General features: G+C 40.0%; 13 protein-coding genes. 11 read left to right on the top strand and 2 right to left on the bottom strand.

Annotated elements, in window-relative coordinates:
* Positions 1-320 precede the first annotated feature (320 nt).
* Entirely contained in the window at positions 321-1,943 is a 1,623-nt protein-coding gene (locus H5115_RS11735) for an alpha-glucosidase family protein (RefSeq protein WP_182755417.1), read from the bottom strand.
* 662 nt (positions 1,944-2,605) lie between these two features.
* On the opposite strand from H5115_RS11735, the gene H5115_RS11740 reads away from it, so the two are divergent.
* From H5115_RS11740 to H5115_RS11770, 7 genes are all read left to right on the top strand, one after another.
* A complete protein-coding gene (locus H5115_RS11740; protein WP_182672690.1) occupies positions 2,606-5,398 on the top strand; it encodes a TonB-dependent receptor in 2,793 nt (930 codons plus the stop codon).
* A gap of 104 nt (positions 5,399-5,502) precedes the next feature.
* A complete protein-coding gene (locus H5115_RS11745; protein ID WP_182755419.1) occupies positions 5,503-6,996 on the top strand; it encodes a tryptophan halogenase family protein in 1,494 nt (497 codons plus the stop codon).
* A complete protein-coding gene (locus tag H5115_RS11750; RefSeq protein ID WP_182755421.1) occupies positions 6,996-8,852 on the top strand; it encodes a glycoside hydrolase family 13 protein in 1,857 nt (618 codons plus the stop codon). The genes H5115_RS11745 and H5115_RS11750 overlap by 1 nt, the downstream gene beginning before the upstream one ends.
* 89 nt (positions 8,853-8,941) lie before the next feature.
* Positions 8,942-10,801 (top strand): alpha-amylase family glycosyl hydrolase, encoded by a 1,860-nt coding sequence (locus H5115_RS11755; RefSeq protein WP_182755423.1) that lies wholly within the window; start codon positions 8,942-8,944, stop codon positions 10,799-10,801.
* Positions 10,794-12,293 carry an MFS transporter gene (locus tag H5115_RS11760; RefSeq protein ID WP_182755425.1) on the top strand — a complete coding sequence of 500 codons (1,500 nt, stop codon included), beginning with the start codon at positions 10,794-10,796 and terminating at the stop codon, positions 12,291-12,293. The genes H5115_RS11755 and H5115_RS11760 overlap by 8 nt, the downstream gene beginning before the upstream one ends.
* Positions 12,294-12,302: 9 nt before the next feature.
* On the top strand, positions 12,303-14,714 hold the full coding sequence (locus tag H5115_RS11765; protein WP_182755427.1) for a glycoside hydrolase family 15 protein: 2,412 nt from the start codon (positions 12,303-12,305) through the stop codon (positions 14,712-14,714).
* Between the two features lie 504 nt (positions 14,715-15,218).
* Complete coding sequence (locus H5115_RS11770) at positions 15,219-18,146, top strand: TonB-dependent receptor (RefSeq protein ID WP_182755429.1); 2,928 nt, start codon at positions 15,219-15,221, stop codon at positions 18,144-18,146.
* A gap of 206 nt (positions 18,147-18,352) precedes the next feature.
* Here H5115_RS11770 and H5115_RS11775 read toward each other — a convergent pair whose 3' ends face one another.
* Complete coding sequence (locus tag H5115_RS11775) at positions 18,353-19,369, bottom strand: LacI family DNA-binding transcriptional regulator (RefSeq protein WP_024603984.1); 1,017 nt, start codon at positions 19,367-19,369, stop codon at positions 18,353-18,355.
* A 290-nt stretch (positions 19,370-19,659) separates the two neighbouring features.
* Here H5115_RS11775 and glk point away from each other — a divergent pair, with 290 nt between their 5' ends.
* From glk to eda, 4 genes are all read left to right on the top strand, one after another.
* On the top strand, positions 19,660-20,652 hold the full coding sequence (glk, locus tag H5115_RS11780; RefSeq protein ID WP_182755431.1) for a glucokinase: 993 nt from the start codon (positions 19,660-19,662) through the stop codon (positions 20,650-20,652).
* Between the two features lie 38 nt (positions 20,653-20,690).
* The gene (locus H5115_RS11785; protein WP_002959752.1) at positions 20,691-21,704 is read left to right on the top strand and encodes a LacI family DNA-binding transcriptional regulator; all 1,014 of its coding nucleotides are present in this window, start codon (positions 20,691-20,693) and stop codon (positions 21,702-21,704) included.
* Positions 21,705-22,039: 335 nt separating this feature from the next.
* Positions 22,040-23,890, top strand: a complete 1,851-nt coding sequence (edd, locus tag H5115_RS11790) for a phosphogluconate dehydratase (RefSeq protein ID WP_002959754.1) — start codon at positions 22,040-22,042, stop codon at positions 23,888-23,890.
* A 33-nt stretch (positions 23,891-23,923) separates the two neighbouring features.
* A complete protein-coding gene (gene eda / locus H5115_RS11795; protein WP_002959756.1) occupies positions 23,924-24,544 on the top strand; it encodes a bifunctional 4-hydroxy-2-oxoglutarate aldolase/2-dehydro-3-deoxy-phosphogluconate aldolase in 621 nt (206 codons plus the stop codon).
* Positions 24,545-24,553: the final 9 nt, after the last annotated feature.

The raw sequence follows: 24,553 nt of genomic DNA on the forward strand, positions 1-24,553 counted from the left end.
ACAGCATTATTAGCTGGAGTAATATATTTAGTAGCTACGAAAACCTGATTCTACGCTTTATATTAATAACTTTGAGATCGTTTTAGGATAAATTGATTTCTTAGATTCAAAAATGAAATGCATAAGCGTCATTGTTTATTTCTACTATGAGGATATTTTAAGTTTGTAATATCAGCCGTATTATTTGCTTTAACTGAATGTCTAAATGGTGAAACTAAAAGTCACTAGAATGCGTTAAATACAAAAAAGCCCAAGTGAATAGCTTGGGCTTTTTTGTGTGTAACGCACTTAGGTGAACATTAAACTCAACTTTTGAGTCATTAACACTGAGCGTAAAAACATGCGTAAGGCTCAAGCGTTGTGGTGCCTTGGTCTAACTTTGCGCTGTGGTGGCTAAGCTCGGTGTATTCTTTAACGATTGATGTTGGCATATCAATACTTGTTTGCTTAGCGCTGAGATTGAACATACAAAGCATTCTTTGCTTTCCAAGCGTTCTATAAAAAGCAAGCACAGGCTCTGGAGTTTCTATAAATTCAATATCACCTTCAAGTAAAACTGTTTGACCTTTTCGCCATGCCATAAACTCACGGTAGGCATTTAAAATTGAGTTGTTATCATCTGTTTGTATAGCCACTGATTGCTGCTTATGTGCATCATCAACGGGTAGCCAAGGTTTTACTTCACTAAAACCTGCATGAGATGAATCAGCGAGATCCCAAGGCATTGGTGTTCTACAGCCATCACGCCCTTTAAAATTAGGCCAAAATGTAATGCCGTATGGGTCTTGTAAATCTTCAAATGCCACACTTGCTTCACCTAGACCTAGCTCTTCACCTTGATACATACACACGCTGCCACGAAGAGAAGCTAATAGGGCGGTTAGCATTTTACATTGTTGAGGGTTTACTTCGCCATTTTCGCTCCAGCGGCTCGCTACGCGCTCTACATCATGATTACTAAATGCCCAGCATGGCCAGCCTTCAGTCATACGTTGTTCTAGAGTTTGAACCGTAGTTCTAATATATTCACTTGAGTAATCATTTGTTAATAGCTCAAAGCTATAACCCATGTGCAGTTTGTCGCCGCCTTGGGTGTACTGCGCCATTGTAGCTAATGAATCTTCTGATGAGATTTCGCCAAGCGATACAGTACCTGGGTATTTATTAAGTAATGTGCGAATATCTTGCATAAACGCAATATTTTCAGGCTGAGTATTATTGTAGTAATGATACTGAAATGCATACGGATTATCTTCGCTAAAACCACGCCCCTGGCGCTTATCTTTTGGTTTAGCCGGGTTATCACGTAATTGCGCGTCGTGATAGCAAAAATTAATTGCATCAAGCCTAAACCCATCAACGCCTTTTTTGAGCCAAAACTCAACATTATCAAGCACAGCTTTTCGAACATCTGGGTTATGAAAGTTAAGATCTGGTTGTTCGGTTAAAAAATTATGTAGGTAGTATTGCCCGCGACGAGGCTCCCACTGCCAAGCACCACCACCAAAAATAGATAGCCAGTTGTTTGGGGCTGTCCCATCATCTTTTGCGTCAGCCCAAACATACCAGTCGGCTTTACTGTTATTTTGATTTTCACGGCTATCAGTAAACCATTGGTGTTGATCTGATGTATGGCTTAACACCTGATCAATAATTATTTTAATATTACGAGTGTGGGCTTCGCTTATTAGCTCATCAAAATCATTTAGGTCACCAAAAAGCGGGTCAATGTCACGATAGTCGCTAATATCATAGCCAAAGTCTTTCATTGGCGATTTGAAAAAAGGTGAAATCCAAATAGCATCAACGCCTAAGCTTTTAATGTAATCAATACGATTAATAATCCCTCTTAAATCACCAATGCCATCGTTGTTGCTATCTTGAAAGCTACGCGGATAAACTTGATAAATAACCGCACCTTTATACCACTGCTTTTGGGTCATGCTTTTCTCCGTCATTCCACACAGTATTTAGACTATTTTTATTTGTGATTACGATTAATCACGTTATTTGCAAAAAGCATACGTGAAGCCTTGTACACTGTAAAAAGTCTGCATACGTATGCACTAAAATTAACGCAATTAAATTATTAAAAATAAGTACTTATAGCTAGTTTAAAGGTGTTTTATTTATGTGTTGGGTTTTTACCAATTATGGTGCTCACTTACTTTCTGACTTTTATTAAACATAACGGTTTGTCATACAAGAGAAAATATATTTTATGTTTTGAATTTAATGGTCTGACCAATTAAACATTTGAATTGTGTCTAATATTTCTTATTTTGAATAGCGATACTAATTAGTTTCACTTTGTTTACATTGCGTGCTGTTAACTTTTAGTTTTTGATACAGTAGATTTTACATGTAAAGTTGGCTGTGTCATTTCAAATGATTTTATTCTCAATAAAATCAATTGTTTAATGTTTATTTGGCAAGGTTTGTAATAATGTGAAGTCGTGCTGTAACTGTTGAATACGTATGCATAAAGTTGTTAATAAAATAAAGCTGGCGTTAATATTCATCCTGACAACAAAATTAGCTCGCCTGTTTGACTATCACTCAAATAAAGAAGCGAGTATCACAATATGGGTAACGGGAAAACATCATGTCTATGTTCAAACCAAGTATATTAACGTTGGCAATGGCTACTGCAGGATTAGCAAGCTTTGCCTCTGTAGCAGCACAAGAAGATACAGTCAAAAATGATGACGTTGAGGTTATCGAAGTAAAAGGCTTTCGTGGCAGTGTTGTAGAATCAATCAACACAAAGCGTTTTTCTACTCAAGTCGTTGAGTCAATTTCAGCAGAAGATATAGGTAAGCTACCTGATTCATCTATTGCTGAGTCTATTGCACGCTTACCAGGTTTAACGGCGCAACGCCTAGATGGTCGCGCAAGTAGAGTATCAATTCGTGGTTTTGGTGAAAACGAAAGTGGCACCACATTTAATGGCCGCGAGCAAGTATCTATTAGTGATAACCGCGGCGTAGAATTTGACCTTTACCCATCAGAAATTATGAGCGGTGTAACTGTTTATAAAACACCTAGTGCAAATTTAGATGCAGAAGGTATTGCGGGCATAATTAACATGCAAACAGTTCGCCCACTAAGCAAAGGTGAACGTGTTGTTCAAGTAAATGGACAGTATGAGCAAACAAGCTTTGATAAATTAAACCCTGACGGCAACGACGACGGTTACCGTGGCACTTTCTCATACATCGACCAGTTTGCTGATGACACCATTGGTATTGCATTTGCACTAAACACCATGAGCTCGCCAAACCAAGAAAAACGTTGGAATTCATGGGGCTACCCTGAATTTACTGCTGAAGATGGTAACTCGTATTCAATTTTAGGCGGTGCTAAACCATATGTTCGTTCATCAACACTTGAACGTGATTCAGCAATGCTTGTTCTAGAAGCAGCGCCTACAGATAAACTAAATATGACGTTTGATGCGTTGTATGTAGACTTTACAGATGAGCAAATTTTACGCGGCATTGAAGTTCCTTTTGCTTGGGGTCAAGGTAGTATTGATGCAAGTAGTGCTACTGTAGATGCAGAAAGTGGATTTATAACAAGTGCTGTAACACAAGGCCAACGTGTTGTTGTGCGTAACGATTACCAAGAGCGTGATGCTGAACTAACTGCATTTGGCTTTAACACTAAATACGATATTGATGATTCATGGTCAGTAGAATTTGACGCAAGCTACTCGCAAGTTGACCGTAAAATTTGGAGTATAGAAAGCTACTCAGGTACAGGGCGTGGTGATTCTCGGGGTGTTGCAGATAACTTAGGTTATGCTTTTAATGGTGGCAATACTGGCGCTACTTTTTCACATGACTTAGATTACAGCGATTATGATCTAATTCAATTAGGTGGGCCGCTTTCGTGGGGTGCAAGCTCTGCACTAAATGATGCATATGGATTAACTGGCACAGAGTATGAAAACCAAGCTCAAGACGGTTTTATTAATGCTCCAACTATTGAAGATGAATTAGTTACATTAAAACTTGCAGCGTCTAAAGTACTAGAAAACGAATACATTAGTTCAATTGAATTTGGCTTAGGTTACAAAGAGCGTGAAAAGTCTAAATCTTCGCAAGGTTACTTCTTGACTTTAACTGATTTTTCTCTTGAAAACCCAGGAATGCTTAGTGTACCTGAGCAATACCGTTTAGGCAGTGTTGGCCTTGACTTCATTGGTCTAGGCGACATGATAGCCTACGATGTAAATGGTTTAGTTAATGATGGTTACTATGAAACCCTTGACGAAAGTTTAACTAGCTCAACTCATGCAACTAAGTCGTGGACAGTAAAAGAAGAAATCACCTCAGCATTTGCACAAGCTAATATTAATGCAGAAGTAAGTGGTCTTCCATTAACTGGTAATGTTGGGGTGCGCTATGTTCATACAGATCAATCCTCTCAAGGTAATGCTTTTGGTGTAGATGGGAATACTGGTCTAGTCATTACTTCACCTACAGATATTGGTCACGATTATTCTCACGTTTTACCAAGCTTAAATTTATCACTTGCGATTGATGAGCAGCAAACAATACGTTTTGGCGCAGCTAAAACAATCTCACGTGCGCGTATAGATGAAATGAACGCCTCTGTTAATGCATCATATAATGATACACCGGATGAAAACGGTAACTTTTGGTCTGTATCGGGTGGTAACCCTAATCTAGAACCTAAAGAAGCAACAGGCTACGATTTATCTTATGAAAACTACTTTAGTGATGAAGGTTACTTCTCTGCTGCATTTTTCTATAAAGACTTAACTCAGTGGATTTTTGACGGTACTTACGCGATTGATATGTCGGGTGTTGCGGACCCATCAACAGGTGAAGTCCCAGCTACGTCAGAAGGTACTGGCAGTGGTAAAGTAAATGGCGGCGGCGGTGACCTATACGGTTACGAGCTATCTCTAGCGTTACCATTTAAAATTTTCCACCCGTCTCTTGAAGGTTTTGGCTTAATTGCAAGCCATACAGGTATTGAATCTGATATTGAAGATGGAAATGGCAATGAGTACGAACTACCGGGTCTATCAGATAAAATTCAAAGCTTAACGGTTTACTACGAGATGAATGGCATGCAATTACGAACCAGCATGCGTAAGCGTAGTGACTTCAAAGGTGATGTTTACGGATTAGGCTTTAATACAGAGCAAGTGAATATTATCGGCGAAACAATTTGGGATATTCAGGCAGGTTATGACTTCTCTGAAGCTGGGGTTGAGAGCCTTGAAGGTTTATCAATTCAGTTCCAAGTTCAAAACTTAACAGAAGAGCCGTTCACATCGCTTTCTGGCGATAACGCGCTACAAGTTCGCGACTACCAAGATTACGGTCGCACTTACTTGTTAGGCTTTAGCTACCAGCTATAATAAAGGTTGTGTGTAGGAGCCCTTGTAATTTGTTTTACAAGGGCTTTTTTATAGCTACTTTATCAAACTTAACAAAGCTTTAAACTGTAAACGTGGACAATAATATGAAACCAATAAAACACGTCGTAATCGCAGGCGGGGGCACAGCAGGGTGGATAACAGCCGCCTTGCTTAATAAAGTGTTAGGTAAAGTAATTAAAATAACCCTTATTGAGTCAAGTACTATTGGCACTACAGGCGTGGGTGAAGCAACAATTCCGCCTATTATTCAACTTAACAACGCGCTGGGTATAAACGAGCAAGAGTTCATAAACGCGACTAATGCATCTATAAAACTAGGAATTGAGTTCGAAAATTGGAAAACCACCTCTCATAGCTACATGCATGCTTTTGGCTCATTTGGAAAAGACTTCCCTTTTTGCGATTTTTATAATTTTTGGGTAAAAGGAAAAATTACAGGCTCTGAAGATAGCCTATGGGATTTTTCATTAAATTACCAAGCAGCTAAACAGCATAAGTTTGCACCATTAAATACCATACCTAACACGCAATTACCTGGCTTAAGCTATGCGTACCATTTTGACGCAACTTTATATGCCGAGTTTTTAAAAAAGCTCGCAATGTCACGCGGTGTTGATCATATTGATGCTAAAATAGAGCAGGTTGAACAATGCCCTCTATCAGGGAATATAAAATCATTAACCCTTGATAACACACAGCAGATAAATGGCGATCTTTTTATTGACGCTACAGGGCAGCGCGCCTTACTCATAGAGCAAACCCTTAATACAGGTTTTGTAGATTGGTCTCATTATTTACCATGTGATAGCGCCGTGGCGGTGCAGTCTCAAGGTACTAGCGAGCTAAAACCTTATACGCGTTCAATTGCACACAGCGCAGGCTGGCAGTGGCAAATACCGCTGCAAAGCCGAATAGGTAATGGCTTGGTGTACTGTAGCCGTTATTTACCTGACGATGCAGCAACGCAGTTATTATTAAATAATTTACCCGCTGAACCAATTACGGCGCCACGTGTTATAAAATTTAAAACAGGACGGCGCTTAAAGCAGTGGCATAAAAACGTGGTGTCGGTTGGTCTTGCTAGTGGCTTTTTAGAGCCGTTAGAGTCAACTAGTATCCACTTAATACAAAGTGCAGTAACCCGTTTAATAAAGCTGTTTCCACATCATGGCATAAGCGAAACTTTAGTTACTGAATTTAATAAGCAAAGCGTGATAGAAATAGAGCACATACGCGATTTTATTATTTTGCATTACAAACTGACGGAGCGAGAAGATTCTGCTTTTTGGCGACAATGCAAGCAAATGGACATTCCTCACTCATTGGCCCACAAGCTCAAATTATTTAAGGAAACTGGCAAAGTAGTGCGCGAAAACGATGAACTATTTGCCGAAGTTGCTTGGCAACAGGTATTTATTGGCCAAGGCCTCATCCCCGATGATTACAACAGTATTGTTGACTCATTAAGCAGTGAACAACTAAACGACTTATTTTCTACATTAAAAACGCTTATTACCTCAACAGTAGATCAATTACCCACTCATAAAGATTTTTTAGCAAAAATTAAAAAGGCCTGATGATGCGATTTTTAAACACACTTTTACTTGTAAGTGCCTGTACTTTACCAACCATTAGCTACGCACTTAACGTTGAGCCTGCTAATTGGTGGGTTGGCATGAACAAAAATACCATAACCATCATGGTGCATGAGCAAAATATTGCAAACGAGCAGATTAAATTAGCTAAATACAATGGTGTTAAGTTAAATAAAGTAACCCGTACAGATAACCCAAACTATGTATTTTTAAATATTACTATTACTGATACCGCTAAAGCAGGAACGCTTTTGTTTAACAGCAGCGAAGCGAGTCAAAATTTTGAGTTTTCACTACTTGAACGTAATAAAAACAGCGCAAACCGCCAAGGGTTTACATCAGCTGATACGCTTTATTTAATTAACCCAGATCGCTTTGCTAATGGTGATAAACAAAACGATACTGTTCCAAGCATGTTAGAAGCGGCAAACCCAAGTATAAAGGGCGGGCGCCACGGTGGTGATATTCAAGGTGTTATAAACGCATTACCGTATTTAAACAATTTAGGCGTTACACAGCTTTGGCTTACCCCAGTGCTTGAAAACAACATGCCAGATTATTCTTATCATGGTTATGCAATTACAGATTTTTATAATGTTGACCCACGTATGGGCTCAAACCAGTTATATAAAACGCTCTCGGTAAAAGCAAAAGAGCAAGGTATAGGCCTGGTAATGGATATGGTTCTTAACCATTTTGGCTCTGAGCATACTTGGGTTAAAGATAAGCCAACTAAAGATTGGATTAACTTTAATGGCGAGTTTAAAAAAGGTAAAAACGCCACAAGCCATGCGCGCCAAACTATACAAGACCCACACGCGAGTGAATACGACAAGCGCCAGTTTAACGATGGTTGGTTTGTAGAAACCATGCCTGATTTAAATCAGCGCCAACCACTGTTAAGCGAGTATTTAATTCAAAATGCTATTTGGTGGACAGAATACGCTGATTTAAGCGGAATTCGTGTTGATACTTACTCATATTCAGATAAAGCATTTTTGAGTGATTGGACAAAAGCCATAATGCAGGAGTACCCAAACTTTAATATTGTTGGAGAAGAGTGGACGTCTAACCCTGCTATTGCCTCTTACTGGCAACGTGGCAAGCATAACCAAGATGGTTATACATCAAGCTTACCAAGCGTGATGGACTTTTCTTTGCAAGAGTCGGTAATTCAAGCGCTAAATGAAGAAGAAAGCTGGAACACGGGCTGGGTTAAAGTATATGAATCGTTAGCTAATGACTTTTTATACCCTGATACTAATAACATTATGGTATTTGCAGATAATCATGATATGAGCCGTGTATACACCGAGCTTGGCCAAGATGTAGCCAAAACAAAAATGGCGATGACGTTATTTTTAACCACACGTGGTATAGCGCAAATGTATTACGGTACGGAAGTGCTATTAGATAACACCCCAAGTAAAGATCATGGCGATATTAGAATAGACTTCCCGGGTGGATTTAAAGGCCAAACTCGGAACGCCTTTACGGGCGAGGGGCTAACAAAACAGCAAAAAGACATGCACAAAACAATTAGTACCTTGCTTAATTTTAGAAAAAGCAGCCCAGCACTTGATAAAGGAAAACTTGTGCACTTTACGCCTCAACAAGGCGTGTATAGTTACGCGCGTATTAGCGACGAGCAAACTGTGTTGGTATTTATGAATAAAAACACAAAAGAGCTAACTAAGAATATTGAGTATATGCAGGAAGTAATACCAAAAAATACCAAAGCACTTAACTTATTCACCCACAAAACACAGGTGTTGAGTAATACAGTTGCTTTACCGGCAATGAGTGCAACGGTATTAATTATAAATACCTCTCAATAGTTTACCTGAATACGTATGCAGCAACTGTATGGTTGCTGCAGTAATCTTTAGTATAAAGTTAATAACAATACTGACAAAAAAGACACACAATGAAAAAATCAGTTTACGTACCCGCAGTACTTTGTAGTGCACTTATTGCTATAGGGTGTTCAGAAAATAACAAACCTGAACAACAGCAAACACCCGCACACACACAAAATGAGCTTACCAAGCCGGTTGTATATCAAGTATTTACCCGTTTGTTTGGTAATACCGAAACTGCCAATGTGCCATGGGGCACTAAAGAGCAAAATGGTGTAGGTAAATTTGCCGACTTTAACGATGCAGCCCTAAAAGGCATTAAAGAGCTAGGTACCACGCACGTTTGGTATACCGGTGCGTTACACCATGCGTTAGTAGGCGATTATACCGACTACGGCATTTCGCAAGATGACCCCGATGTAGTAAAGGGTCGTGCAGGTTCACCGTACGCAATTAAGGATTACTACGATGTTAACCCCGACTTAGCCGTTAATGTGACGAACCGCATGGGAGAGTTTAGCCAGCTTATTGAACGTACACATAACCACGGTATGAAAGTCATTATTGATATAGTGCCTAACCATGTTGCCCGCAATTATCAATCACTTGGAAAGCCTAAAGGCGTTAAAGACTTTGGCGAACAAGACGACACTAGTAAAACGTACGATAAAAATAACAACTTTTATTATGTGCCTGGGCAGTCATTTCAAGTGCCTACTTCTACAACCTATAACGTATTAGGTGGAAAAGCTCACCCACTTGCTGATGGCTTTTTTGATGAAACACCTGCTAAATGGACAGGTAACGGTGCCCGTGCACCAAAACCCGACATTAACGATTGGTACGAAACTGTAAAAGTGAATTACGGTGTAAAGCCTGATGGCAGCTACGATTTTGCTCAGCTGCCAAACGACTATAAAGACAAGGATTACCGTGCTCACTACGAGTTTTGGCAAGATAAAGAGCTCCCTAATAGCTGGTACAAATTTAGAGACATAGCGCTATTTTGGTTAGATAAAGGCGTTGATGGCTTTAGATACGACATGGCCGAAATGGTGCCTGTAGAATTTTGGAGTTTTTTAAATTCGTCGATAAAAATGCAAAAAAGCGACGCCTTTTTATTAGCCGAAGTGTATAACCCGCTAATGTACCGTGCGTATATTCACCAAGGGAAAATGGATTACTTGTATGACAAAGTCGGCTTTTACGACACATTAAAAGCCATTATGCAGGGTAAAGTAGCTGCTAATACTATTTTTGCAGCCCAAAGCCAAGTTACTGATATTGAAGCGCACATGCTGCACTTTTTAGAAAATCATGACGAACAACGCATCGCGAGCCCTGACTTTGCAGGTAACGCTGCGTGGGGTAAACCGGCTATGGTGGTTTCAAACTTAATGAGCCGCGCACCCACGTTATTATATTTTGGTCAAGATGTGGGAGAAGATGGCTCAGAAAACGCAGGATTTGGCACAGCTACACGCACCAGTATTTTTGATTACATTGGCGTGCCAGCGCACCAAGCGTGGATGAATAATGGCAAGTTTGACGGTGCTAATTTAACAAAAGAACAAGTAGCACTTCGTGACTACTACAAAGCGATTATGTCACTAAATAGTTTACCTGCTGTGGTTGGGGGTGAAATGACAGAGCTTAATGTAACAGGAAGTGAGCGAGTTGTAGGTTTTACGCGCAAACTTGGCCAACAAGCGCTGTACGTATTAAGTAACTTTAGTGAACAACCTCAAACAATTACGGTTAATTTATCAAAGGCACAATTAGGTGCAATGAGTGAAAATACGCTATTAAATGATTTACTTGAAAATCACACCACCCAGCTTAAAGCTCACCCGCAAGGCGCTACATTTAAACTCACACTTGATGCATTTAGCAGCGCAGTATTAACAAATAAGGCTAATAATGAATAATCAAAATAATAATACCGATAAGCCAAATTTAAGTTTTTGGCAAATATGGAACATGTGTTTTGGCTTTTTAGGCATACAGTTTGGTTTTGCTCTGCAAAACGGTAACGTGAGCCGAATATTTCAAACATTAGGCGCACAAGTTGATGATATTCCCATTTTATGGGTTGCAGCCCCGCTTACTGGCTTAATCGTACAGCCTATTATTGGTTACTGGAGCGATAAAACGTGGGGGCGCTTTGGTCGTCGCCGTCCGTTCTTTTTTATAGGCGCAGTGTTAACAACGCTTTCATTATTTATTATGCCGCATTCTCCTACGCTTTGGATTGCCGCTGGTATGTTATGGATCATGGATGCGTCAATCAACGTAACCATGGAACCGTTTAGAGCACTTGTTGGTGATAATTTACCTGAAAAACAACGCGCTACAGGTTACGGGTTACAAAGCTTTTTTATTGGTATTGGTGCGGTACTAGCCTCAGCATTACCATGGATGATGACCAACTGGTTTGATGTAAGTAATACTGCAGCGCCTGGGCAAATTCCAGAGTCTGTTAAATACTCATTTTATTGGGGTGGGGTGGTGCTACTTGTTGCAGTGCTTTGGACCGTTGCACGTACAAAAGAGTACAGCCCAGAGCAATTAGCTGAGTTTGAAAAGCAAAGCGCTCAACCTACTACAAGCAAACTGGTTGATATTAACTTTAATAAAGGCGCCATTATTTTTGTAGTGCTGGGTTTAGCAACCCTTGCATTAGTAATGGGCTTATCGCTTGAAAAAGAATTATACCTATTAGCTGGTGGTTTATTAGCGTTTGGTATTGTGCAGTGGATTGCAGCAGCGCTTAAAAGTGCTAACAAAACTCAAGGTGGTTTTTACCAAGTAGTACAAGATGTATTTACAATGCCAGAAGCCATGAAGCAGCTTGCATGGGTGCAGTTTTTTAGCTGGTTTACTTTATTTGCCATGTGGATTTATACCACCGCAGCAGTAACAAGCTTTCATTATGGTAGTAGCGATGCAACCTCTAAAGCATTTAACGATGGTGCAGACTGGGTGGGTATTTTATTTGCCGCCTACAATGGCTTTGCAGCTATTGCCGCTATGTGTATTCCGTTTTTAGTTAAAAAAATGGGCTTAAAAGGCGCGCATTGTTTTAATTTATTGCTGGGCGCATTAGGCCTTGGCAGCTTTATGTTTATTCAAGACCCTAAGATGTTACTTATACCTATGATTGGGGTGGGGTTTGCGTGGGCGTCTATTTTATCGCTGCCTTACGCCATGCTAAGTAACGCACTGCCAAGTAATAAAATGGGCGTTTACATGGGTATTTTTAATTTTTTTATAGTTATACCTCAGTTACTTGCCGCCAGCATTTTAGGGCTCATTTTACGCCACGTATTTTCTAATCAGCCTATTTACGCATTGTTAATTGGTGCAGCCTCGTTCGTTGTCGCTGCCGTTGCGGTAATGCGCGTTAAAAATTCAAATTAAGGACACACAATGAAAAAATATAACCTTATAACCGCCTCACTTTTAACGTTAGGTTTAACCGCTTGCGGCGCTCAAAACACAAGCACAACTAACGAAAGTACCACAGCACAGGTTACATCAGCACCAGGCGCCCCAGGCACAGAGCCTTTTTGGGCTTATGCGGGTAAAACAGGTATTGGCACGTCATACGAGCAATACCAAAACGGCCAATACAGTGATTCAGCTGCAACGGGCGATGTATCTAAGGTGTGGTTTTCAATTGCTAAAGGTATGATCACCGAAACCATGTTTGGGCTTATTCACCAAGCTCAAATAAAAGACATGCAATTTATAGTAACAGGTAAAGACTTTACCGTTAGTGAAGCTGATGATTTAGATGTCACCATTGATTACTTACATAAAGATGCACAAGGTCGCCCGTTATCGCTTGCCTACAAAGTAACTAGCACTGATAAACAAGGGCGCTTTAGCCTAGAAAAACACATTTTTACTGACCCAGATGGGCAAACATTATTTGTACGCAGTGTATTTAACACTGAGCTTGAAGGGCTAAAAGCATATGTGTCTGTTAATCCGTATATTAATAATAACGGGCTAGGTGACTTCGCTAAAACGACTGAGCAAGGCCTTGTCGCATGGGAAGACGATAACTATTTATCACTTCAATCAGCGACCTCATTTAAAGATAAAACAGTGGGCTTTACCGGTGAAAGCGATGGTATTAACGCACTTAAAACTACGCAATCTATAAATACACAATACACAAATACCGGAGATACAGCAGGTAATGTAAGCATGCTTGCAGAGCTTGGCGACATAAGCGCGAATACCACCTTTGATTTAGCACTTAGTTTTGGTAAAACGCAGCAGCAAAGTATAAAGCAAGGCGAAAAAAGCTTAGCAAAAGGGTACCAATCGGTGCTTGATCACTATAACGGTAAAGGTGAAGCGCTAGGCTGGGAAGATTACCTACAAAGTCTCAAACCGCTCAATAAAATGATTGAACAAACAGCCGATAACGGTAAGCTTTTATACACCAGCGCCATGGTTCTAAAAGCACAAGAAGATAAAACACACGCAGGGGCATTAATTGCTTCTCTATCTAATCCATGGGGCGAAACGGTTTCGGCTAAAGAGGGCTCTACTGGCTATAAAGCAGTATGGGTGCGCGACTTTTATCAAGTAGCCATGGCCTTTATGGCACTCGGCGATACAGCCACAGCAAAAACAGCGTTTGAATACCTTGAAAAAGTGCAAGTAAATAGCAAAACTCCCGGTAACAATGGTGATACTGGATGGTTTTTACAAAAAACACATGTTGATGGTGAACTTGAATGGGTAGGGGTACAGCTAGATCAAACGGCTATGCCGATTATGCTTGCGTGGAAGTTACATAAAGCCAATGTACTTAGTGATGAAGAGCTAAAAAGCTGGTACGGAAAAATGTTAAAACCCGCGGCTGATTTTTTGGTTGATGGCGGCCTTGCTAAAATTTTATGGAACGACACGCAAATTACACCACCGGCAACCCAACAAGAGCGTTGGGAAGAGCAAAGCGGTTATTCGCCTTCGACTACTGCAGCAATAGTAGCTGGCCTTATTACAGCCAGTGATATTGCAACACTAAGTGGCGATGATACAAACGCAAAGCGCTACTTAGATACAGCTAAAAAATACAGCAGCGATATTGAATCGCAAATGTTTACCACTAAAGGTAACTTAAAAGGCGAGAATAGCGATGGCGAATACTTTATTCGTATAGGCCAAGATACCGATGCAAACTCAAACACTAAAATTAACGCTAATAATGGCCGCGAAGGGTTTAATAAAAAGCAAATTTTAGATGGCGGTTTTTTAGAGCTAGTACGCTATGGCGTACGCGGTGCAAATGATGAAAGCATCGTTAAAACACTACCTGAGTATGATGACGAAACACTAGAAGATAACCTACAAGTTAAATACAGCTTTAGCTTTGACGACGGCAGCGGCACATTTGCAGGCTACCGCCGCTATGGTAATGATGGCTACGGCGAAGATGAAGTAACGGGCACAAACTATGCCGAGGGTGGCAGTAATACACCAGGCCAACGTGGTCGTCTATGGCCGTTTTTCACAGGTGAACGTGGCCACTATGAAATAGCAGCAGCTAACGCAAACAACGCCTTTGATGATGCTAAACAAGCGCAAATTAAAAATAGTTATGTTAAAGGTTTGGAGCAATTTGCCAATAAAGGGCTAATGCTACCAGAGCAAGTATGGGATGGTGTCGGTGTAAATAAAGCTGGTTATGAGCTAGGCGAGGGCACAAACTCAGCAACGCCACTTGCATGGACACATGCAGAATACATTAAGCTTGTACGCTCACTCAGTGATAAACAAGTATGGGATTATTATCCAGTGGTTGGCGAGTCACTTAATTAGTTGTCTTAAAATCACACAAAAAAAGTTCCTAATTAGGAACTTTTTTTCTCTTAATTTAGTTTTGTTTTATGCAATGGTTCCTAATTGAAAAAGTGTTGTGTGAATATTTATGCAGCTTAGCCTATATAATAATTAGTTATGAATCGCGTTTTGGCGTATAGGCCTTATCTTTTTTTACTGTTTCAGGCCTCTAAACTTACAAATGACAGGGTTGTTGTTGTGTTTGGCTCATTGTCTCCGTGAATAGTTAGTGGTGTTAATTTTGTGTTCATTGTCCCGATTTTCTGTTCGCGCCATTTGTTTATGTTAATCCATTGTTTCTATTGATAAGTCCATGGTTAACCGCTATCGCATTTTGTTGGCAAGTTTATTTTTATTGTGTTATTAATTTGTTTCTCTTGTAGGTTAAGAGGTGTTATTTAATTTATATAAGTAATTTTTATGTGAATTTAAATAATGTAATACATAAAAAATAATAATTTAATTATCTAGGGATAAATCAAGATGAACCACAATTTTTCTAAGACATTTAAACGCTCATTTACTGCTGCAGCAGTTGCAATGACGTTGAGTGCGGCAATGCCTGCAATGGCAGATAACGTTAACGGCGCTATAAAAGGTAGCTTAACGGCTCAGTCAGGTGTTTCGCTAGCGGGTGCAACAATAACAATAACAGATGACACTAAAGGTTATTCAAAAACGCTTATTGCAGATTCTAACGGCGAGTTCGATCTAAAACAGGTACCGGTAGGCAAGTATAATATAGTAGTTTCACAAGCTGGTTTTGACCAAGCTCAAGTTAAAGATGTAGTAATAGGAGTTGGTAAAACAGCTCTTATTGAAATTCCACTAACTACAGGTAATATCGAAAGAATTGCAGTTGTCGGTGGTTCTATTCGTGCGATAGATGTTTCTGCATCAGAATCTTCACTCAATATTAGCTCTGAAGAACTAGAACTTTTACCTATATCTCGCTCTGTAACTTCAGTTGCATTGCTTGCGCCTGGCGCAACTGAAGGGGACAGTCGTTTTGGCGACCAAGCTTCATTTGGTGGTGCTTCTGTAGCTGAAAATGCTTATTACGTGAATGGTCTAAATATGACTAATTTCCGAAATGGTCTTGGTGGCGCAACAATCCCTTTCACCGCGTATGATAGCTTCCAGGTTAAGACGGGTGGTTATTCTGCAGAGTTTGGGCGTACTACCGGTGGATTAATCTCATCAGTTACTAAATCTGGTTCTAATGATTTTCACTTTGGTGTTGAAACGATTTATTCATCTGACTCATTAAGTGAGCAAGCTCCTAATTCACTTTACAAGCAAAATGATCGCTGTGACGATGCAGACGGGCATTGTATTGGTGATTTATATGTTAATAACCAAGACGACTATGACAACTCATTTGAAACAAGTATTTATGCTTCAGGTGCGATCATTGAAGATACATTATTTTTCTATGGTATCTATACGGCAAGAGATAATGACTACGAATACGGTAATGCATCTCAAACAGATTTAACGGTTGAAAAAGATGATGACCCATACTACCTAGCTCGTTTTGATTGGAATATCAACGAAGACCACCAGCTAATGCTGTGGGGCTTTAGTGATAAACGCACTTATTCAGAAAAAACAATTTCAGATCCGGAAGGAAATGGTAATTATACTGTAGATGGTGGCACTGCGTATCATAAGCGAGGCGGAGAGAGTTTTGCAGTTCGCTATACTGGTAACCTTACAGATGATCTAAGTATGTCAGCAATGTTTGGCCAAGTTAAGTTTTCAGAAACTGATTACTCAGACTTTGATGATTGTCCTACAGGTTATGATGCCGATTTAGGTGAGGATACTACGTGTTATGTAAACTTTACCGTTGGTGAAAATGAAGATAAACGTGAGCAATTGCGAGTTGACTTTGATTACTACCTAAACGATGAGCATACGTTAAGATTTGGCTATGATTCTGAAACTAATACAGCTGATTCAACAACACAAAACTCTGGTGGCGTTTACTACTATTATCGTACATACGAAGAAGGTGCTAGACTGGCTAATGGTTATGTCTTACCTGAAGAAATGAAGACAACACGTGTACGCGATTATAAAAATGGCGGTTCGTTTGAAGTAGAAAACTGGGCTATTTATATTGAAGATCAATGGTCAGTTACTGAAGATTTAACATTAACATTAGGCCTTCGTAATGATAGTTTTACTAACTACAATGCAGATGGCGAAGAGTTTGTTTCTATTGATAACCAAATTGCCCCTCGTATAGGTGGCTCTTGGGATATTAATGGAGATGGCGATAGTAAGTTATTCTTCACTGCTGGTCGTTATTACCTACCAGTAGCAGCTAATACAAATATTCGTTTAGCGGGTGCAGAAACATTTATCCAAACTTGGTACGCTTTTGAAGGGTTAAATGCTGACGGTACTCCTGTAGGTTTAGGTACTCAGCTAGGTGATCCTGCTATTTCTAATGGTGGTGACGGTACTGCGAAAGCATCAAATACCTTATCTGATAAAGATCTTGAACCAATGTATAACGATGAGTATATGATTGGTTATCAAGCAGCAATTAATGATGATTGGTCATGGGGTATCAAGGCAACTTACCGTGTTTTAGGTAATCAAATTGATGATGGTTCTTATATCTTTAATGATGAAAATGGTGAATATTTAGGTGAAAACTGGTTCTTATTTAATCCTGGTAATGGCGCTACTTTCAATTTCGATCTTGATGGTGACGGCACCACTGAAGAATATAGCTTTAGTGCAGAAGAGTTAGGTTACCCGGATGCTAAGCGTAAATATGCATCAGTTGATTTAACATTAGAGAAAACATGGGATCAGGTTTGGTCTTTAAAAGCGCTATACACATGGTCTCACAACTATGGTAATACAGAAGGTTTTGTTAAATCTGATAATGGTCAGGATGATGCAGGTCTTACGCAAGATTGGGATTACCCTTATTTAATGGATGGTGCTAATGGTAATCTACCTGCAGATCGTCGTCATAACATTAAAATTTATGGTGCTTTTGCTGTTACAGAAGACTTCTTAATTGGTGCTAATGTTAATATCGCATCTGGACGTCCTTGGACTGCTTTAGGTCAAGGTTATACTCCAGACCCTGATCAATACGTATACGGTGATACTTACTACGTAGGTGACAAACGTTTCCCTCGTGGCAGCATGGGTACTACACCATGGACAGCACGTTTAGATCTTAACTTTACTTATAACCTTCGCTTTAACGATCAAAAAGTTCGTTTAGCTATGGATATATTTAACGTATTTGATGCCTCTACTGAAACTCGTTACGACGAAGCTGCAGAAATAGCTGCTGGCGATGGAAATGCTACATTTGGTTTAGCTCAGTCTTACCAGTCTCCTCGTAGAATTCAATTATCTGCGTCTTACGACTTTTAATAACTTGTTAGTATGAGTTAAAAGTTGTTTAATAAAAAAGCCTCGTTAGAGGCTTTTTTTATATCTAAATTTTGAATTTTCATGAGATATGAATAGATCAGAAAGAAAAGTGAAATGAATAGATAAAAATATACTGAATAAATTAGTGTCGTTGTAACTTCCAATTAAAACCGTTTATAAATTCTACTTTATTTTATCAGCCCGGCTCAGCTTGAACTTCTAGGAATGAGAATAGGAGGCAACAGGGTGCTTTGAACTTCTTCACCACGTATCAGTTTTAATAGGTTCTCTACTAACATTTGCCCAGCAATAGTGGTGTTTTGCTCTATTGTAGTTAGTGGTGGGTTTACATAACTTGCAATGGCTATATTATCAAAGCCGACTACCGCAACATCTTTCGGCACGTTAATATTTGCTTCTTTAAGTGCGCGTATAGCCCCTATAGCAATTAAGTCACTTGCAGCAAATAAGGCGTTAAATTTAATATTATTAGCAATTAGTGAGCGTGTGGCGTGATAACCAGATTCTTCAGTAGATATAGCATTAGCCATTTTACGTTCGTTTATTTTTACGTTGTTAGCCAGTAGCTCATCTTTAAAGCCCTGAAAACGACTAAAAAATTCAGGGCTATGATCAGAAGCATCACCAATAAAAGCGCAATCAGTTCTGCTATGCGCAATAAAGTGCTCAGCGGCGAGCTTACCGCCACCGTAGTTATCACAACAAACAGTTAAATCGGGACGGTTATCTACCGTTGCACCCCAGCAAACAAACTTAGTGTTTTGTTCAAGTAAGGTGTTAAATTTTGGTTGGTAATCAATGTAATCGCCATACCCGAGTAAAATAATGCCATCAGCTCTGTGGCTGTCTTCGTAGTCTGCTTGCCAATCAGCACTGGCCGATTGAAATGAAACTAATAAATCGTAACCTTCTTTAGCGCAAGCACGGGTAATACTGCCAAGCATGGCTAAAAAGAAAGGATTTATTTGGGACTCGTCAGAAGTGGGATCTTCAAACAACAATAATGCAAGCGTGCTGCTTTGTTGGGTGCGAAGGTTACTCGCATTTTTATCAACTTTATAATTAAGCTTTTTGGCTATATCGAAAACACGCTTGCGTGTTTCTTCATTAACAAGGTGGCTGTTACGTAAAGCGCGAGATACAGTCGATTGAGATACCCCTGCATAGTGGGCAATATCAAATGAGGTAGCTTTACCTTTCATTGTTACAACTTAATTAAATTGATAAATAATTGTGTCATTTTCGTTTATTGATGAATAATTTCAAGCTTTTTGTGAATTAACGCATATTTTTATTGATAAATTCCTGACACCGGTGTCATAATGTCAGTGTTTTATCATTTTGTTGTCAAAACGTATTCGCTGTCTATATCTTTATAGGCAGCATTTTTTACTGTGATAGCTACTTTGAGGTGATAGCTCAAAGTATAAATAACAATGGTACACCATTGTAAAATAATAAGCATGAGTCGCTTAACAAAAGAGATAATACTATGAGCCCAAACGCTTCTGCCCAATTTGATCCCATCTTAGTTGCTGATGTCGGCGGCACTAATGCCCGCTTTGCTTTAATAACTGCTTTTAATGAACAGACTAACCAATTTATAATAGAGCACATTAATATTTTTCCTAGTGCCAATTTTGGTTCTCTTGAAAGTGCGCTTGAGCAATACTTACAAACAGTCCCGCATATTTCACCTAAACGCGCATGTTTAGCCGTTGCAGGGCCAATAAAAGCCGGGCAAGTGCATTTAACCAATTTAGGTTGGCATTTTAGCGTCAGTGAATTTAAAACTCATTTTGATTTACAACAACTTGAAGTCATTAATGATTTTGCTGCCTTTGCTTACGCTGCCCCTTACTTAGATCCTAAACAAAATGTCATTGTTAAATCAGGTCAAGCTGATGATAACGCAAACATTGGTGTTATAGGTCCAGGTACTGGTTTTGGTGCCGCGTGCTTAGTTAGAACGTCTCAATCTACCGCAGTGCTAAGTTCAGAAGGGGGGCATATATCACTTGCACCTGTTAATGAACTCGATACTTTATTATTAAATGAGTTACGTAAAGATCATCCCCATGTTTCTATCGAAACAGTTTTTTCAGGTCCTGGCATAACGCATTTATACAAAGCAATGTCTGCGGTTAAGGGTGTAACAGCTAAAAATTTAGATGCCGCACAAATTAGCAGCCTTGCAAATAGTGGTGAATGTGATGTGTGTGATGCAACCTTAAACCAGTTTTGTGATTGGATTGGCAGTGTTGCCGGTGATTTAGCGGTTGTTTATGGCGCGTTAGGTGGATTATTTATTGGCGGTGGAATACTACCTCGTATGCAAGCGAGACTTCTAGAGAGTCGTTTTGTTGAACGATTTTCGCAAAAGGGTATTATGTCGCAGTACGCAGGACAAATCCCTGTAACACTCGTAACACAAGACAACATACCGCTTATTGGCGCTGCTGCGTGTTTACACAATAGCAAATAGGGCTTTGGTCTTACAGGTTGTATTTGGATAATGGACAGATGAAAAAAGTAACCATAAATAGTGTAGCAAGCCATGCAGGGGTTTCTAAAAAAACCGTCTCACGCGTGTTAAACAATGAGCCTAATGTAAGTGCCGCCACCCGAGAAAAGGTGCTTGCGGTATTTAAAGAGCTTGATTACACCCCAAATCCAATTGCACGAGGTCTTGCTCAAAATCGTAGCTTTATTATTGGCTGTTTATACGATAACCCAAGTAAAAGTTATATTACCCGAGTGCAAACGGGCGCCTTAGAAGCGTGTAAAGAAAACAACTATAATTTATTGATACACCCTTGTGAGTTTCGTGGTGAAGCACTTATAAATAATATTGAGCAATTACTACAAACTTCTCGATTAGATGGCATTGTGCTAACACCTCCTTTTGGTGATTTTGCTGAGCTTGCTTCTTTTTTAAAATCTAAAAAAATTCCTTATGCAAGAGTTGCTTCAGCTTTACTACAAGATGATTCAATTTCAGTGCGTAGTAACGACGAGCAAGGCGCATTTGAGATTACCGAGCATTTAATTAACCTCGGTCATAAATCTATAGCCTTTATTAAAGGGCACCCAGATCACAGTGCCACGCAACAACGTTTTAAAGGTTACAGGCGTTCACTTGCAAGCCATGGTATAGAATTTGATGAGCGCTTAGTAGAGGAGGGTAACTTTAGTTATCACTCAGGTGTAGATAGTGCACGCAGCATATTAGATTTATCCCCTAGGCCAACCGCTGTATTTGCATCAAACGATTACATGGCGGCTGCCGTACTTAAATTAGCAACTCAGCGCCAATTAAAAGTGCCTGATGACATTTCAATAGCTGGGTTTGATAATGCACCCATTGCACGTCATATTTGGCCTGGGTTAACAACGATTGCACAGCCCGTTGAAGAAATGACTAAACAAGCCGTAACACAACTTATTTCACACATAGCTCAACCACAAGAGCAGCCGTATCAGGTAACGCTTGAGTCACGCTTGATTACACGCGAGTCTACCTCAGCAATAAAATAGTGAGTTTTAAATCTTTTCACAGTAGCCCGAATATGAGTGACGCTTATTCGGGCTTTTTTTACTCTGAACTTGCTAAAACATGGTTTGTGCCTAAAAATCAATTAGGTCATTATTCGGTCATGTTAAAATATTAAACTATTTTTGTTACCCGGGGTTGACACCGGTGTCATTGCTATGCGTTAATACAGTGACACCGGTGTCAGGGTTGTTGTGAGAGGCTCCCTGGTAGCGTACCTTTGAACGGGTAAATCAAAGATGCTCAGTACAGTTATTTACGTGGAGTCTGTAGTTGCTACTGAGCCTTTATCCTCTAACTAATAGAGATGAGTTAAATTATGTTACATCCTCGTATTCAAGAAGTTACCCAGCGCGTTATCGAACGCAGTAAAAATACCCGTCAAGATTATTTAGATCGCATTTCGCACGCAAAAAAACAAACGAGAGTTCGTGCCGGTTTAGGTTGCGGAAATATAGCCCATGTTATGGCTGCATGTAGCAGTGATGACAAAGCGCGCTTAAAGGCTGATGAGCAGCCAAACCTTGCTATTATCAACTCATATAACGATATGTTATCGGCTCATGTGCCATACAAAGACTACCCAGATTTAATTAAAGACATTGCAACAAAATACGATGCTACAGCTCAAGTTGCTGGTGGCGTTCCTGCAATGTGTGATGGTGTTACGCAAGGGCGTGATGGCATGGAACTTTCACTTTTTTCTCGCGATGTAATTGCTATGTCTACAGCAATTTCTCTTTCGCACGATGTGTTTGATGGCGTTTTTTGTTTAGGCGTTTGCGACAAAATCGTCCCGGGTTTATTAATTGGTGCATTGTCGTTTGGTCATTTACCTGTGTTCTTTTTACCAGCAGGTCCAATGCAATCAGGTATTCCGAATAAAGAAAAAGCACGTATTCGCCAAAAGTTTGCACAAGGTTTAGTGAGCCGCGAAGACTTACTCGAAGCTGAAAGTGCGTCTTATCACAGCGCTGGTACATGTACGTTCTACGGTACTGCCAATTCAAACCAAATGTTGATGGAAATAATGGGCTTACACCTTCCAGGTAGCTCGTTTATTAACCCTTACACTGAGCTTCGCGATGGCCTTACAGGTAATGCTGTAGAAACAATGCTTAAGCAGCTTACAGATGATAAAGAAAGCCCGTGTTTAGCCGATGTGATCAGCGAAAAAACGATTATAAACGGTTTAGTAGGCCTGCTTTCTACAGGTGGTTCTACTAATCATGCAATCCATATTGTTGCGATAGCAAAAGCTGCCGGCATTCAGGTTACGTGGAAAGATATGTCTGACTTATCAGAAGTTGTACCACTTCTTACACGTATTTACCCTAACGGCTCAGCTGATGTAAACCACTTTCAAGCAGCAGGCGGTATGGGTTTCTTAATGCGAGAACTAGCAAGCGCTGGTTACTTACATACAGACGTTAAAACAATGCTTGGCGATGGTTTAGCACCATACATGACAGAGCCTCGTTTGGATAAAGACGATAGCTTGATCATGAGCGACTCAACTGGCCCAACTAAAGTTAAATGGGTAGATTGCCCAGCAAACTCGCACGATGAAGAAGTACTTCGCCCAGTGAGTAACCCATTTAGTAAGCAAGGTGGTCTGCAACTTCTAACTGGCAACTTAGGTAAAGCTGTTATCAAAGTGTCAGCTGTTGCTGAAGAACATCAAACCGTTACTGCTCCTGCAAAAGTATTTAGTTCACAAAGTGCTCTGCAAGATGCATACACTCGTGGCGAATTAAACCAAGACTTTATTGCCGTGCTAAAAGAGCAAGGCCCTAAAGCGAAAGGTATGCCAGAGCTACACAAGTTAACGCCAGTAATGGCAACGCTTCAAGATGAAGGCTTTAAAGTAGCCATTGTTACTGACGGTCGTATGTCGGGTGCATCAGGTAAAGTACCTGCTGCTATTCACTTAGCACCAGAGGCAGTAGAAGGCGGCATTATTGCTAAAATCCGAGAAGGCGATTTAGTGACGCTTGATGCGCCAAACGGAATATTAAAAGTTCACGTTAGCGACGAAGAACTTGCTAAGCGTGAAGCAGAGCTTAGCCTGCCAAGTGCAACATTTGGTACAGGTCGTGAATTATTTACTGGATTTAGAAATATCGTAAGCAGTGCCGATTTAGGCGCGAGTGCTTTTGGACTTGAATAAATATTAGCCATACTGGGTAATGAGGAACAAGTAATGAGTATTGAAAAAATCTTAGCATCGGCACCCGTAGTGCCAGTGGTTGTAATCGAAAAATTAGAAGATGCAGCACCACTTGCAAGAGCTTTATACAACGGTGGCTTAAAAGCCTTAGAAATAACACTACGTACACCCATTGCTGCAGAAGCTGTAAAGCTAATGAAAGCAGAAGTACCTGAAGCCTATGTAGGTACTGGTACGGTAGTAGATAAGGCAAGTTTTGATCTTTCGGTTGCTGCTGGTGCAGATTTTATGGTGAGTCCAGGTGTTAGTGATGAGCTTATTGCTTTAGCTAAAACATCAGACATACCATTTTTACCAGGCGCTGCAACTGCAAGTGAAGTTATGCAACTTGCGTCGCATGGTTTTAAGTATTTAAAATTCTTCCCAGCAGAAGCTGCAGGTGGAACAGCTATGCTTAAATCAATCGGTGGCCCATTACCACATATTACTTTTTGCCCAACTGGCGGCATTAGCCTAGCAACTGCTCCTAATTATTTAGCGCTTAACAACGTTATTTGTGTTGGTGGTACGTGGATGCTAGATAAACAACTAATTGAAAATAAAGACTGGCAAGCAATTGAAGCGCTTGCTCGCCAAGCAAGTGAACTTAAATAGGAGTCTAAA

It is taken from the genome of Pseudoalteromonas sp. SR44-2, assembly GCF_014163745.1.
Lineage (GTDB): Bacteria > Pseudomonadota > Gammaproteobacteria > Enterobacterales > Alteromonadaceae > Pseudoalteromonas > Pseudoalteromonas distincta.

Excerpts from the sequence above, each read along its gene's own strand:
- eda (WP_002959756.1), top strand. The coding sequence starts at position 23,924 with ATGAGTATTGAAAAAATCTTAGCATCGGCACCCGTAGTGCCAGTGGTT.
- H5115_RS11775 (WP_024603984.1), bottom strand. The coding sequence starts at position 19,369 with ATGAAAGGTAAAGCTACCTCATTTGATATTGCCCACTATGCAGGGGTA.
- H5115_RS11765 (WP_182755427.1), top strand. The coding sequence starts at position 12,303 with ATGAAAAAATATAACCTTATAACCGCCTCACTTTTAACGTTAGGTTTA.
- edd (WP_002959754.1), top strand. The coding sequence starts at position 22,040 with ATGTTACATCCTCGTATTCAAGAAGTTACCCAGCGCGTTATCGAACGC.
- H5115_RS11745 (WP_182755419.1), top strand. The coding sequence starts at position 5,503 with ATGAAACCAATAAAACACGTCGTAATCGCAGGCGGGGGCACAGCAGGG.
- H5115_RS11760 (WP_182755425.1), top strand. The coding sequence starts at position 10,794 with ATGAATAATCAAAATAATAATACCGATAAGCCAAATTTAAGTTTTTGG.
- glk (WP_182755431.1), top strand. The coding sequence starts at position 19,660 with ATGAGCCCAAACGCTTCTGCCCAATTTGATCCCATCTTAGTTGCTGAT.
- H5115_RS11785 (WP_002959752.1), top strand. The coding sequence starts at position 20,691 with ATGAAAAAAGTAACCATAAATAGTGTAGCAAGCCATGCAGGGGTTTCT.
- H5115_RS11750 (WP_182755421.1), top strand. The coding sequence starts at position 6,996 with ATGATGCGATTTTTAAACACACTTTTACTTGTAAGTGCCTGTACTTTA.
- H5115_RS11740 (WP_182672690.1), top strand. The coding sequence starts at position 2,606 with ATGTCTATGTTCAAACCAAGTATATTAACGTTGGCAATGGCTACTGCA.
- H5115_RS11770 (WP_182755429.1), top strand. The coding sequence starts at position 15,219 with ATGAACCACAATTTTTCTAAGACATTTAAACGCTCATTTACTGCTGCA.
- H5115_RS11755 (WP_182755423.1), top strand. The coding sequence starts at position 8,942 with ATGAAAAAATCAGTTTACGTACCCGCAGTACTTTGTAGTGCACTTATT.
- H5115_RS11735 (WP_182755417.1), bottom strand. The coding sequence starts at position 1,943 with ATGACCCAAAAGCAGTGGTATAAAGGTGCGGTTATTTATCAAGTTTAT.